The sequence below is a fragment of the Streptomyces actinomycinicus genome, assembly GCF_016741775.1.
GTDB classification, from domain to species: Bacteria; Actinomycetota; Actinomycetes; order Streptomycetales; family Streptomycetaceae; genus Streptomyces; species Streptomyces actinomycinicus.
This window is the reverse complement of record NZ_JAERRK010000007.1, coordinates 79,604-92,070: the sequence shown is the minus strand read 5'-3', so window position 1 is coordinate 92,070 and position 12,467 is coordinate 79,604. Positions and strand designations below refer to the sequence as shown.

Here is a 12,467-nt window from a genome sequence, read left to right as displayed (position 1 = left end):
CGCCGACCTCGCCGACCTGGCCGGCCGGGTCTCTTGCTGGGGTGCGGGCACCCTCAGGCAGTCCTCTGGGAAGCGGCTGCCTCTGGGTGGAGGTCGTCGAGGGTGAGCTGGTGAGCTGGAGGACCGGGAAGGACGATCTGGCGGGTGAGGTGGAGGTCGGGGCCGACGTGGAGCAGTTCGCCGGGCTCCATCTCGCGCCAGTGCGGGTTGTCGTCCATACGCTCGCTGGCGACGACGACGGCGGGGTGCTCGGCGAGGTGCGACGAGTGGATGCGCATGCGACCGTGGGTGCCGCTGTGGTCGAGGTGCCGGCTGCCATGCTGGCCGCCCGCCCGGCGCTCGAGGACGTACAGGTCGTGGGTGTCCGGATAGCGCAGCGCCCACAGCTCCTCGGGGGTGATGAGGATCAGGTTGAGGGCGTAGACGGGCAGGTTGCCGGCGATCCAGCGGGCGGCGTGCCGGATGCCCTCGGTGACGTCACCGCCGTGCCGCCGGGTCTCCCGTGTGATCAGGGCGAAGACCCGCTCGGAGTCGGTGTCGCCCTTCACGAGTGACCGGTCATCGCCCAGGTGGTCGTCGAGCGTGTCCAGGCCCTCGACGACCCCGTTGTGGGCGAGGAGTCGCCCGTCCTGCTCGAAGGGATGGGTGTTGCGGACATCCAGGCTTCCGGTGGAGGCGAAGCGGACGTGGGCGATGAAGGTGGCGGACTCGACATCGCGGGCCTCCTCGGCGAAGGCGCGGTCGCGGTAGGCGGCGATGGGCGCCTTGTCGATGCGCGGGGTGCCGTCGGCGGAGAAGTGGCCGAGGCCGGTGCCGTCGGGGTCGCGGTGGCTCTGCCGGCTCAGGCTGTCGGGGGCGTCCAGGAGCCAGAAGGTGGCGTGGGTGGGGCGCGGGGCGCTGCTGAGGCCGAAAAGACGGCACACGGCATTCCTCCAGAGGGGTCGGCCGGCCCTCTCCGGTTCATGCCGGGCCGGCGGTTCGGGCTCTGTCGTCACTGGCGGCCGGGGTGGTCGGTGTTCTTGGTCTCCGCGCCGTGAGCGCAGCCACCGGCCTCGTCATCCGGGTGAGGGGTGTGCACGCACCGGAGGGCGAGTTCCGCGATCCGCGGATACCCGTCCCCGTTGATCGCGTTCCTTCTCGGCGCACGCGGCTCAGCCGTCGGGCCTTGGGTTCGGCGAACGTCACCAGGTTCTGACTGGCGGTGCCGGCGAGAATCAGCTCGTCGTGCACGACCTGACAGGCGGTGTCCGGTTCGCTCTCGCCGTGCGGCAGCTCATACCTGGGCACTCGTACAGGCTCACGGCTGGGCTCGGGTCGGTCTGAAAGTAATGGCTCTCACCGGGGGAGCGTGCTGCAACGTCACACATACCCATCCTCTCTGCCGGGTTCGTCTGCCTCGACATGGAATCTCACGCAGGGCCTGTTACGAACCAAGTGGGTCATTCACCACAGATATCGAGGGTGTCCTGTGTGCTGGCCCGGCGCCAGCCGACGTGCTGCTCGCCCGGGAAGGCCTGCGGCCAGGGCCAGGGTCAGGGTCAGGGTCAGGACCAGGGCCAGGGCCAGGGTCACGACCATGCCTTGGGCCGGCGGGCCGGGCCCGGGGCCCGCCGAGGTCGGCAGCGGCCGGAACTTCCCCTCGGAGAGGCGCGCGGCCGTGGACCGGCCGGACCTGGACACCCAGCCCCCGGCGGCCGGAAGCCGCACGGCACCGCGGACATCGGCACCCCCCGGTACCATCTGCCACAGCCTCAGTCGCCGACGGTGACGCGCTGCCCACCACCTCCAGGCAGGCCGAGACGGGCGCGGCCCGCGAGATGGACCTCTTGGTCGGCCACAACCGCGACGAGTGGCGTGTGGCAAAAACTCCTGTGCACCGGCTCGCGCACCTCTGCGATCATCCCTGAATGGCGCACAGTTTCGAATCGCTGGTCATCCGGCACACCCACCGCCTTCCCAGCCCCAAGGGCTCCGCCGGAAACGGAGCCGTTGCCGCACGGCAGTTCGACGCGGCGCTGGCGTCCGTGGGCTTCAAGCTCTCGGCGGAGCTGCTGGAGCGGCTGTCGGGGCTGTCCGAGGCCGTGGTCGTGCACACCGCCCGGCGGACGCTGCGCACCGTGAGCGAGATGGTGGGCGACCACGTCCGGCACAACTCGTACTTCATCGACTTCCCGGCGAACGTGCCGGACACCGAAGAGTTCTGGATGCGGTGTGTGGCGAAAGCGCTCGGCGACGACCACTCACGCGAGAACGTGCTGACACAGCTGGCCCACGGTGTGCTGGACCTGCTCAGCCTCCCCGCGTACGGCCGATACCAGCACACCTACGAGGACATGCTCGCGGCACAGGACGAACTGATCGCCTCGGCGGGTGACCGGGTCACCGTCCTGCATCTCGGCCGTGACCTGGACGACGAACTCACCGACCTGTATCTGGCCTTCGCAGGCAGCACCACCCCGCTGGGCGAGGACGACCTGCGCGACCTGAAGGCACTCGCCGAGCGGTGCGCGCTCGGCCCCCAGCCGGAGGCGATCCCGGTGCGGGAGAACCGGGCGGTCGTCAACGAGGCCAGGCTCGCCGTCGGCGCGGACCTCCTCCTCGACACCGTCACCGATGTACTGCGGCTGGCCTGCGCGCTGTCGGGCGGCGACGTGACGCTGCAGGAGCCGACCCGGTTCCGGACGCTGTCGCGGCCGCTGCGCCGGGGGCTGCTCGCGGGTCTGGACGCCGTGATCGCGGCCAGCCCCGCGAAGCTCGCCGACGTGCACGCACACCGGGAGCCCTTCAAGCGGCTGGGCGAGCGCCTCCACCCGCACGAGTACCCGCGCTGGCCGCACGCCGCCGATGTGTTCGCGGTCGCGCGGGGCGAGAAGGAGGCGCGGTCCTTCGACAGCCGGATCGAGGAGCTGCTCGACGCGTCCGACGTCCTCGGTGCGGTGCAGCTGCTGAAGTCCGCTCCCGGCAAGCTGTTCCGCGCCCTGGACCTCCTGCTGCGCATCGCCGCCGACCAGGAGGAACGCGACGCGGTGGTGGCCGCCGCGGTGCAGGTCGCTCACGAGGTCTCCGGCCGGGTCGTGCTCTCGGTGCGCGAGCACCTGCACAACCGGGCACGGGAGAGCGGCGAGCCCCGCATCTTCGTCAACCGCCGGGGCCGCGCCTGGGTGACCCCCGACGTCCGGCCGCCGGTACCGGCCGCCGCCCGCGACCGCCTGATCGCCGCCCTCGACGCCGAGATGCGTCGCCGGCTCCCGGCGCCGAGCCGGCTGCTGCTCGACCCCGATGTCCTCGACGTGGCGCTTCCGCTCAGCGGCCGGGCGACCGCGGCCGGGCTCGGCGTACTGCCGCGAGGGTCCGTCTCCGCGGTCGACGGCGAACGACTGCGCTTCTTCGTGTACTGGAAAGAGACCGGGGAACGCACCGACTACGACCTGTCGGCGCTGCTTCTCCACACGGACTACAGCACCGATTCCTGGCTCTCCTACACGTCCCTCAAGGCCGTCGGGGGCGCGCACTCCGGCGACGTCACCGAGGCGCCCGAGGGGGCCTCGGAGTTCATCGACCTGTCCCTCGGCCGAGTGCGCAGCGCGTTCATCGTTCCGCAGGTCAACATCTACGCCGGCGAAGGCTTCGACGAGGTTGAGGAGTCGTTCTTCGGCTTCATGCTGCGCGACGGTGAACAGAAGGGCCGGCCATTCGAACCGCGTACCGTGCGGATGAAGTCGGAGCTGCGTGGGGTGGGCCGGGTGGCGCTGCCGCTGGTGTTCCGGCGCGGGGACGACGGCCGGTGGCGCGCGAAATGGCTGCACCTGTACCTGAAGGGCATCTCGTCGGCCAACCGGGTGGAGGAGAATCAGGTATCGGTGGCCAAGGTGGTGCGCGCCATCGTGGAGCGCGAGCAGTTGACCGTGAGGTACCTGGTCGACCTGATGTCCGGTGACACCACGACCGTGGACCTGTGGGACGGCGAACCGGTCCCGGACGAGCCGGTGACGTACATCGGTCTCGCGCGTCCCGAGGGACTGCATCCGGACTCCCGGATCATTACCCTCGAAAATCTGCGCGACCTGATCCCGGGCTGAGTGCTAGCGTTGTCCAAGGCGAGGCCATGAAGGGGCTTCCTTCTCAATTCCTCTCCTGAAACGAGTCCTTTCGCTCTCCTCGCCGCCGACTTCGGCTGGGAGGCGCCCATCGGGCGCCTCCCAGGTCCGGGCCGATGCTCCGGCCCCGCAGGATCACCTCAAGCTCACCGCCCGCAAGTCACATGCTCGACGTCGCCGGCGCACCGTGGACGCGACCGTCCGGGACGGCAGGCCGGAATGCGCTTGAAAGGGCACGGCCTGCGCGTCCGGCGGTCGGCGGATGCAGGGACGAGGCCGAGCGTGCGGGCTCCCCGGGTACACACGGAGCGCGCACGGACCTCACCAGGAGAGGCCCTAGCCCTGCGCCTCGGAGTCGGGCGCGCGGTCGTAGGTGAGGAAGACAGCGCCACTCTCCAGTGCGGTGTGGTCGGTGAGCTGCCAGAGGCGGGGGTCGAAGGCCGCGTTGCGGGAGAACAGGGGTATGCCGTCCCCGATGGTGAGCGGGCTGAGCTTGACGATCAGCCGGTCGATCTCCGAGTAGAGCGCGCTCGCCAGTTCCGCCCCGCCGAGCAGCCAGATGTCCTTTCCGGTTTCCCGCTTGATCTCGCGGACCTTCGCTGCGGGATCGTCGGCGACGAGTTCCACGGCCGGAGCGGGCAATTGGGTGAGCGTTCGCGAGAAGACGAGGTGACGCAGGTGCGGGTAGGCGTCCGGGACGCCGGCCGCCAGGCCGATCTCGTAGCTCTTGCGGCCCTCGAGGACGGTGTCGAAACGGGTGCTCTCGGCTGTGATGCCCAGCGCCTTGCGGGCCGCGGCGGGCAGGGTTTCGGGGTACGTGGTGGCCAGGTACTGGATGTAGTCCGGGGCTATCGGCCAAAAGCCGTCGGGGCCGGTGGGGTCCGCGCCGTCCGGTCCGGCGATGAAGCCGTCGAGGGTGGAGGCGATGTAGTACACGACCTTGCGCATGAGTGCCCTTCGTGAAGTGGTCGTCTTGTCTGCGGTGCCGCAGGTCATGCCGTGGGGGAGGCCCACTCCACGAACTGGACGACCACACCGTTGGGGTCGGTGATTTGGAAGAGGCGTTCGCCCCAGGGCTCTTCACGCAGTGGCAGGGTGATGTCGACGCCCGCGGTCCGGAGCCTGTCCTCTTCGTCGGCGATGCCGCTTTCGAGGGTGAACGCGAGGATGAGGCCGCTGGCGCGCTGATCACGCTGGTCGGCCGGCAGAACCTCCATGCCGCGGCGCAAAAGGACTATGTCGGCCGCGGCGTCGGGACGGCTCAGCGAGGAGAACCCGTCGGCGGCCATGCGCTCCTCATAGCCGAGGTGGGTGGTGAAGAAGGAGCTGGACGCGGCCACGTCGTCGACGGTGAGGGAGACGGTGGAAGCGGTGATCTGCACGCAGGATCCTTCAGTTCGGGGTGAGTGAGCGGCGGGAGAGAAATTTACGTTTGACGTAAAGTTACGATAGTGGCATTGAAGGTGTCAACATAAACTTGCTACTGGCGTAAGATTGCTCCATGAGTATCGAGACCGCGGGGCTGCGCGAGTCCAAGAAGCGCGAGACCCGGCAGCTGATCTCCGACCACGCCACCCGCCTCTTCATGGCGCAGGGCTTCGAGTCGACGACCATCGCCGAGATCGCCACCGCCGCCCGGGTCGCCAAGAAGACGGTGACCAACTACTTCCCGCGCAAGGAGGACATGGCCCTCGACCACCAGGACGCGTTCGTGGCGAGCCTGGCCGAGGCCGTGAGCTCCCGCCGCACCGGGGAGTCCGCCCTGAGCGCGCTGCGCCGTACGGCAGAGGCGGGCGTCGCCGCCCAGGATCCGGTCGTCGGCTTCGCCGGCCCGGACTTCTCCCGGATGATCCACGAGAGCCCGACCCTCTCGGCCTGCCTGCGCACGCTGCACGACCGGCGGGAAGAAGCACTCGCAGCCGCCCTCGCCGATGCCACCGGTTCGTCCCCTGACGACATCACCGCGCGCACCGCCGCGGCCCTCCTCGCAGCGGTGCACCGCGTCCTGTTCCACCGCATCCAGGACCTGACCCTCGCGGGCCGCACGAACGACGAGATCGCCGCAGTCGTCGCGGACGAGGCCGCCGAGGCCTTCGGCCTGCTCGAACCGGCCCTCGGGCACTACGCCGTTGCATGAGTGCCGCTCTCGCGTGGTGGTCCTCGAACGGCGCCTCCCGGGCGGCACTGCGCCGTCCGTACGACCGGCCGGCCGGCTCTGAGCCTGCGTGGAACAGGTCGTGATGCGCATGGCGAAGCAAGCGGCTTCTTGGAGCCGACCCGACGGCGGTTGTCGCCCCGGACGTGTTTCGAGGCCGCGGCCGAAGCAGTGAGGCGCCTCGACGCAGCCGGCGCACGGGCTTACTTGCTCTGCAGGTGGTGTGAGCGGGTGACGTCTTCCGAGGACTGCCCGAGGGACGCCGGCCCGTGCTCGCCGCCCTTCTCGTCGCCCTTTTCGTCCCCGGGCGGATGCCCCGCGAGCCGACCGAGGGCATGATTCCTGCCCGTCCGGCAAACGGAACCCGGCCGGGGTCAGACCGTCTCAACGGTCAATGCGTCCTGCAGGGACTGCTTCCCAGCCGCCACCTCCTCTGTGAAGTCCCCGGAGTGAGGCGCCCGTGCGGTGGGAGACATCCTGCGCCGCAGCGCGTCGTCCCGGGCCCTGGGGCCCGGGACGCGCTGCTCAGTTCTGGACGGGCTCGGCCGGCAACTGCTGGGTGATGCAGTGGATCCCGCCGTCACCCAGGGCGAGCGCCCGTGCCTCGACACCGACCACACGCCGGTCGGGGAAAGCGCGGGCCGCGGCGGCGAGCGCCTCCTCGTCGGCGTCGGTACCGGCCAGCGGCATGACCACTCCGCCGTTGGCGACGTAGAAGTTCATGTAGTTCACCACCGCACGCTGGCCGAACACCTGGATCTCCTGCTGGGGCGGCAGCTCGAAGATGTCCAGGCTCCGCCCGCCCGCGTCCCTCGCCCCCTCCAGGACGGCGCGGTTGGCCTTGAGCCGGAGATGGTCCGGACGACCGGGGTCGCCGCAGGCCTCGACGACCACTCGTCCCGGCCCGGCGAACTGGCAGACATGGTCGACGTGGCCGTCGGTGTCCCCCGCCAGATGGCCGTACGGAATCCAGATCACCTTGGTCACACCCAGCAGGGCGGCGAACTCGGCCTCGATGTCCTCCCGGCCGAGCCGCGGATTGCGGTTGGGATTGAGCACGCATTGCTCGGTGGCGATGAGCGTGCCCTCTCCGTCGACGCTGATCGCCCCGCCCTCCAGCACGGTCATCGTGGCGCGCCGCTCGATGCCCAGTTCAAGCAGCAGCCGCTCGCTGACCTTGTCGTCCTGGTCATAGGGGTGGAAGCGGCCACCGAAGGAGTTGAAGCGGAAGTCCACTCCGACCCGGCCCCGCGGCCCGTGGACGAAGATGGGCCCCGAACCCCTGAGCCACGAGTCGTCCATGGGAATCTCGACGGTGGTGATCTCCACGTCGCACAGGGACCTGACCCGGTCCGCGCTGCCCGGCGGGACGACCACGGTCACCGGCTCGAACGCGGCGATGGCGCGTACCGCGGCGGCGTACTCCCCTTCGACAGCCGTGAAGCTCTCGCCCCACAGCGACTCACGGGTGGGCCAGGCGATCAGGCAGGCCTCGTGCCGTTCCCACTCCGCGGGCATCCGCAGTCGCTTCACCGCTCTTCCTCCGCCGGCCCGAAGGAGCGTACGGCGTCTTCGGCGGCGGCCCAGTCACCGTGGAAGTGCTCGGCGAGGACGTGCAGCCAACGTTCGACACCGAAGGCCACACAGGAGGTGTGGGCCTGTTCCCCGGCCACCAGGATGTCGGCGCGCTCGCCGAAGAAGTTGCGGTGGTAGTTGACCGAGGCGATGGCGAGACCGGATTCGCTCAGGAACTCCTCCTTGGTCGGGAAGAGCCGCTGCATGACGGCGCGTGAGCCGTTGCTGTCGAAGAACGGATCCGTGGCCACGTCGCTGGTCAGCTTCAGACCGAGGTGTTCGGCGAACCGCCCGATCAGCTCCTTGTGCACACCGAGGTGGTTGCGGACCGTCTCCGCGTCGCCCACCGCGATGATCTCCCGCATGGTGAAGCCGTGCAGGCGGCGCAGCCCGCTGTACTCGTTCTCGCGGCGGAAGCACTGGGCGATCGTGGTGATCCGGACGGGCTGTCCGAGCCGGCTGCCGACCAGGGACAGGTAGGCGTTGTAGCAGGCGGCGGACGGCAGGACGAGTCCCGCCTCGTCCAGCTGACCGGGGGTCAGCCTGCTGTCCGGCTCGGCCGGGTGGCGAGGCAGTTCCTGCGCGCTGTGCGGGCTGACGGGAGCCGCCGCCAGTGCGAGGTGCGGGAAGTTGACGAAGTAGTCGAACCGCGCCAGGTCCGCCACCTTGATCAGCGGCGGGAACAGGACGTCAGCGGCCCCCGCGGTGGCCGCCCACCGGCTGAAGACCGCGTCCAGCGCCGTACGCAGGCGGACGGCCTCGGGGCCGAGGGTGACCAGGCCGTCGGTGACACCGACCGGCGGAACCGCGGCTGCGCTAGGGCTGCTCATGGGTGCCTGCCTTGGTGAGGAACGCGCTGATGCGGTTCAGGGTGCGGAAGTTCGCCACGTCCGTGGTCCCCAGGTCGATGGGACCACCGCTGAACTCCTCCATCAGCAGCAGGAACTCGACGAAGGTGAGCGAGTCGAGGATGCGGGCGTCGATGAGGTCACAGTCCCAGTCGACGCTGTCGGCCGACGGGTTGCACTTGCGCAGGAAGTCGGTCACGGCTTCCATGGCCTCGCTGTCAGGCGCTGACATGGCCCTCCCCCCACGGGGTCCCGAAGATGCCGCTCGCGACGAAGAACCTGTCCACCCGGGCCATCACCCGGACGTGGAAGGCCTCGCGCACCGGATGCTGCATCGCCTTGCGGCGGACCTCCAGGGGTTTGTCCACCCCGGCGTCCCGGAACGCCTGCGGGTTGTACAGGCTGCGCACCGAGTAGGTCATGTAGTCCTTGATGTACTTCTCGATCTCGTCGCGCCGCTCGGGGTCGGCCGCGCAGGCCCGCTGGTGCAGACGCTTGACGAGCTGCTTGCCGAAGGCGACGTGCCGGCTCTCGTCGTGGTGATGAGCCGCGTGGATCTCGCGCAGGATGTCCGGGATCAGCTGGTCCTTGCCCATCCGGCTGTTGAAGTAGTCGAAGATCTCTTCGAAGATGAGGATCCGGGAGAAGACGACGACGTCGTCCCAGAGGTCACCGTGGCCCTCCCTCCTGAGCGGGGAGGCGGCCTCGGGGTAGATACCGCCCGTGTACCGGTAGCAGAACTCGGCGAAGAACCACATGTGGGCGTTCTCCTCACCGATGAAGTGGTGCAGGTACTCGTTGTAGTCGGCGAAGTCGGGCGTGTGGATCCGCTTGGCCACCTCGATCATCAGCTCGCGGATGCCGTGGACGTGCAGGCTGAAGAAGTTGACGGTCTCGTAGCGCGCGAGGGCCTTGAGGGTTCGCTCGTCCTCCACGAGCCCGGTGCCGTGGACGGTGAGGTATTCCGGGTTCATCCACCAGGCGTCCTCGGAAACCGAGTCGGGCCAGGAGAACTTGGTGTAGGGGTTGTAGTACTCGTTGCGCGACTTCTCGGAGAGCCGGGCGAGCATCGAGCCGAAGTCGGAATCTTCCATCGTGTTGCGATCTTTCGGTTGTGCGGAGCGCCGACGCCGCGGTCAGGCGAGGGCGCCGGCCAGATGGACCATGGAGCGTTCGAGTCCGCGCAGGAAGTGCTCCACGGTGGTGGCGGGGAAGTGCCGGACGTCGCAGGTCAGGGACAGGTCGAGATGCTGTCCGTCACTGTCGACGACGAGGTAGAAGGGTTCCTGTTCGGTGACCTCGGGCCAGGTGAGCACCGTCTTGCCGAGCAGGCCGTCCCAGTCGGCGTCGTCGCCCTCACCGAGTCGGGCCGACTCGGGGCGGGTGCGCCTGTCGTTCACGCAGTAGTACATGCACAGCGGATCCCGGGAGCCCTGTGCGAGCCGGGCGAGCAGGTCGTCCATGCCGGCCTTGTCGCAGCCGGCGTTCTGGTAGGCGGTCAGAGCCGAGCGCCAGGAGCGCCGGCTGGCCTCCCGCAGATCGGCGCCGTCCACGTCGACGGAGAAGTACGACTCTTGCATCAAGGTCGCGACCATCGTCCGTGAGCGTCGGTCGAACCGCTGCGAACTCGTCAGGTGCAGGTCGACATGGGTGCTCCCGGTCAGGTCCCGCAGCAGCAGGGCGGTGGCCCCGAGGAGGACCGCCGAGGTGCTGACACCAGTGCCTCGCGCTATCCGTCCCGCTGCCTCGTGGGCGGCCTGCGACCGCAGTCGTGCCTGGACGTAGTGCTCGCCGGCGGCGGAGCCGCCCACGGCAGGGGGCAGCGCCAGCGGGGCCCGGTCGCCGAAGAGCGATTCCACGTGGCGCAGAGTGCGGTCCCGCTTGGCCGTCCCCTCGGGGGACACCTGCCAGTGGGCCAGGTCCACCGGCGTCGTCAGTGTGCTCTCCGGCGGCAGTTCCTCGCCGTGCCGCAGGTAGCGCTCGACCTCGTCGACCAGGTACAGAAGGGCGTACCAGTCGACCGCCAGGTGCGAGAAGGCGTACACAACGCTGCGTACCAGGCCTTGTGCCACCACGAGGGCCAGGCGCACCGGCAGTTCCTGGTGGTAGTCGAAGGGGCGGGCCGCGAAGGATTCCCGCAGGGCCGTGCTCTGCCCGGCCACGCCGTCGAGAGACGTGTGGACGATCTGGACGGGCAGCCTTCCCTCCTCGAGGACCACCTGGCGCAGGGATCCGTCCTCGCTCCGGGGAAACACGGTGCGCAGGGATTCGTGCCGCGAGAGGAAGAAGGACACCGCCTCCAGGCACTGCGTCTCCGTGAGGCGCAGATCGCCTGGAACGGGGAGGGAACCGGTGATGGTGTAGGCGTCGTCGTGGGGGATGGCCTTCTCGATGAGGGCCCAGATCTCCTGCTGCCCCCAGGTCAGGTGCGCGTCGGCGGAGCGTGCGCCGGTGAAGGAGACGTACGTCGGCTCAGGGCGCGGAGTGTCACCGTTGTGAGGCATGTCGTCAGGCCAGTTCCTCGGCGATGGCGGCGGCGAAGGCGCGGACGTCGCCTTCCGTGGTGTCGTAGGCGCACATCCAGCGGACCTCGCCGGACGACTGGTCCCGCAGATAGAAGCGGAATCGTTTCTGCAGGCGGGCCGTCACCTCGGGAGGCAGCACGGCGAAGACCGCATTGGCCTGTACGGGCCGCACGATGTCCACACCGGGCAGGTCACGCACCTCATCGGCCAGCAGCTGAGCCATCTCGTTGGCATGGCGGGCGTTGCGCAGCCACAGGTCGGATTCCAGCAGGGCGATGAACTGGGCCGACAGGAAGCGCATCTTGGACCCGAGCTGCGCCGTGGACTTGCGCAGGCGCTCCGGGCTGCGGACGGCCTCGGGGTTGAGAACGACCATCGCTTCCCCGTACAGCATGCCGTTCTTCGTCCCGCCGAAGGACAGGACGTCCACGCCCGCATCGGTGGTCAGCGCTCTCAGCGGAACGCCGAGGGCCGCGGCGGCATTGGCCAGCCGGGCGCCGTCGACGTGGACCAGCATGCCCCGGTCATGGGCCCAGGCGCAGACGGCGGCCGTCTCCTCCGGCGTGTACAGGGTGCCCAGTTCTGTCGACTGACTGATCGAGACGACATTGGGCTGCGCCCGGTGCTCGTCGTCCCAGCCCCAGGCCTGCCGTTCGATGAGCGCGGGGGTGAGTTTTCCGTCCAGGGTGGGGACGGTCAGCAGCTTCAGCCCGGCGACCTTCTCGGGCGCGCCGGCCTCGTCCGTGTGGATGTGGGCGCTGTCCGCGCACACCACGGCGCCCCAGGGGGCGCTCATCGCCTGGAGTCCGAGCACATTGGCGCCGGTGCCGTTGAACACCGGATACGCGGTCGCCCGGTCGCCGAAGTGCTGACGGAAGACGTGCTGGAGGTGCGCCGTGTAGACGTCTTCGCCGTACGCCGTCTGATGGCCTTCGTTGGCCACCGTCAGCGCGGCGAGGACGTCGGGGTGGACGCCCGCGGAGTTGTCGCTGGCGAAACCGCGGGCGGTGGGGTCGTGCAGTCGGGAGATCACACCTTGTCCGTTCATTTCCGCAGGGCGCGCTGGTTCGCGCCCGTGCTTGATGCGGGGTGGAGTGTTGGGCGGCCGGCATTCCAGGTGGTGGAGGATCGGCCGCATGTGCGGGTAAGCCGGCCGGAGCGCATGCGGCTCCAGCGGTGGCGCCCCGGACGGGGCCGCACTGGTGAACCGGCAGGGCTGACAGCGGGTCTGCTGGGGTTTGCTCTGGCGTCGGGGTCACCGAGGGAC

The 12,467-nt window shown here is 69.4% G+C and carries 11 protein-coding genes; 2 read left to right on the top strand and 9 right to left on the bottom strand.

The window, feature by feature from the left end:
- Window positions 1-53: 53 nt before the first annotated feature.
- Window positions 54-923, bottom strand: coding sequence for a class II glutamine amidotransferase (locus JK359_RS16335; protein WP_201836195.1), 870 nt, complete (start codon window positions 921-923; stop codon window positions 54-56).
- Between the two features lie 984 nt (window positions 924-1,907).
- Here JK359_RS16335 and JK359_RS16330 point away from each other — a divergent pair.
- Window positions 1,908-4,079 (top strand): TerD family protein, encoded by a 2,172-nt coding sequence (locus tag JK359_RS16330; protein WP_201836194.1) that lies wholly within the window; start codon window positions 1,908-1,910, stop codon window positions 4,077-4,079.
- A gap of 354 nt (window positions 4,080-4,433) precedes the next feature.
- Here the strand turns inward: JK359_RS16330 and JK359_RS16325 are convergent, their stop codons facing one another.
- Together JK359_RS16325 and JK359_RS16320 are read right to left on the bottom strand one after the other, a co-directional pair.
- Window positions 4,434-5,045 carry a dihydrofolate reductase family protein gene (locus JK359_RS16325; protein WP_201836191.1) on the bottom strand — a complete coding sequence of 204 codons (612 nt, stop codon included), beginning with the start codon at window positions 5,043-5,045 and terminating at the stop codon, window positions 4,434-4,436.
- Window positions 5,046-5,089: 44 nt separating this feature from the next.
- On the bottom strand, window positions 5,090-5,479 hold the full coding sequence (locus tag JK359_RS16320) for a VOC family protein (RefSeq protein WP_201836189.1): 390 nt from the start codon (window positions 5,477-5,479) through the stop codon (window positions 5,090-5,092).
- A gap of 119 nt (window positions 5,480-5,598) precedes the next feature.
- Here JK359_RS16320 and JK359_RS16315 point away from each other — a divergent pair, with 119 nt between their 5' ends.
- Window positions 5,599-6,234 (top strand): TetR/AcrR family transcriptional regulator, encoded by a 636-nt coding sequence (locus JK359_RS16315; protein ID WP_201836187.1) that lies wholly within the window; start codon window positions 5,599-5,601, stop codon window positions 6,232-6,234.
- 543 nt (window positions 6,235-6,777) lie between these two features.
- On the opposite strand, the gene JK359_RS16310 is transcribed toward JK359_RS16315, so the two are convergent.
- Genes JK359_RS16310 through JK359_RS16285 form a run of 6 tightly spaced genes read right to left on the bottom strand, consistent with a single transcriptional unit; the run spans window position 6,778 to window position 12,248 of the window.
- A complete protein-coding gene (locus JK359_RS16310; RefSeq protein WP_201836185.1) occupies window positions 6,778-7,785 on the bottom strand; it encodes an agmatine deiminase family protein in 1,008 nt (335 codons plus the stop codon).
- Window positions 7,782-8,657 (bottom strand): aminoacyl--tRNA ligase-related protein, encoded by an 876-nt coding sequence (locus tag JK359_RS16305; protein WP_201836184.1) that lies wholly within the window; start codon window positions 8,655-8,657, stop codon window positions 7,782-7,784. The genes JK359_RS16310 and JK359_RS16305 overlap by 4 nt, the downstream gene beginning before the upstream one ends.
- On the bottom strand, window positions 8,644-8,907 hold the full coding sequence (locus tag JK359_RS16300; RefSeq protein ID WP_236677951.1) for an acyl carrier protein: 264 nt from the start codon (window positions 8,905-8,907) through the stop codon (window positions 8,644-8,646). The genes JK359_RS16305 and JK359_RS16300 overlap by 14 nt, the downstream gene beginning before the upstream one ends.
- On the bottom strand, window positions 8,894-9,769 hold the full coding sequence (locus tag JK359_RS16295) for a diiron oxygenase (protein ID WP_201836182.1): 876 nt from the start codon (window positions 9,767-9,769) through the stop codon (window positions 8,894-8,896). Before JK359_RS16295 ends, JK359_RS16300 begins: the two co-directional genes overlap by 14 nt.
- A 42-nt stretch (window positions 9,770-9,811) precedes the next feature.
- Window positions 9,812-11,179: a condensation domain-containing protein gene (locus JK359_RS16290; RefSeq protein ID WP_201836180.1), complete on the bottom strand. Its 1,368-nt coding sequence runs from the start codon at window positions 11,177-11,179 to the stop codon at window positions 9,812-9,814.
- Window positions 11,180-11,183: 4 nt separating this feature from the next.
- Window positions 11,184-12,248, bottom strand: coding sequence for a threonine aldolase family protein (locus JK359_RS16285; protein ID WP_201836178.1), 1,065 nt, complete (start codon window positions 12,246-12,248; stop codon window positions 11,184-11,186).
- Window positions 12,249-12,467 lie beyond the last annotated feature (219 nt).

Coding starts and splice junctions, on each gene's coding strand:
- JK359_RS16285 (WP_201836178.1), bottom strand. CDS start 12,248: ATGAACGGACAAGGTGTGATCTCCCGACTGCACGACCCCACCGCCCGC.
- JK359_RS16325 (WP_201836191.1), bottom strand. CDS start 5,045: ATGCGCAAGGTCGTGTACTACATCGCCTCCACCCTCGACGGCTTCATC.
- JK359_RS16305 (WP_201836184.1), bottom strand. CDS start 8,657: ATGAGCAGCCCTAGCGCAGCCGCGGTTCCGCCGGTCGGTGTCACCGAC.
- JK359_RS16295 (WP_201836182.1), bottom strand. CDS start 9,769: ATGGAAGATTCCGACTTCGGCTCGATGCTCGCCCGGCTCTCCGAGAAG.
- JK359_RS16300 (WP_236677951.1), bottom strand. CDS start 8,907: ATGTCAGCGCCTGACAGCGAGGCCATGGAAGCCGTGACCGACTTCCTG.
- JK359_RS16290 (WP_201836180.1), bottom strand. CDS start 11,179: ATGCCTCACAACGGTGACACTCCGCGCCCTGAGCCGACGTACGTCTCC.
- JK359_RS16315 (WP_201836187.1), top strand. CDS start 5,599: ATGAGTATCGAGACCGCGGGGCTGCGCGAGTCCAAGAAGCGCGAGACC.
- JK359_RS16330 (WP_201836194.1), top strand. CDS start 1,908: ATGGCGCACAGTTTCGAATCGCTGGTCATCCGGCACACCCACCGCCTT.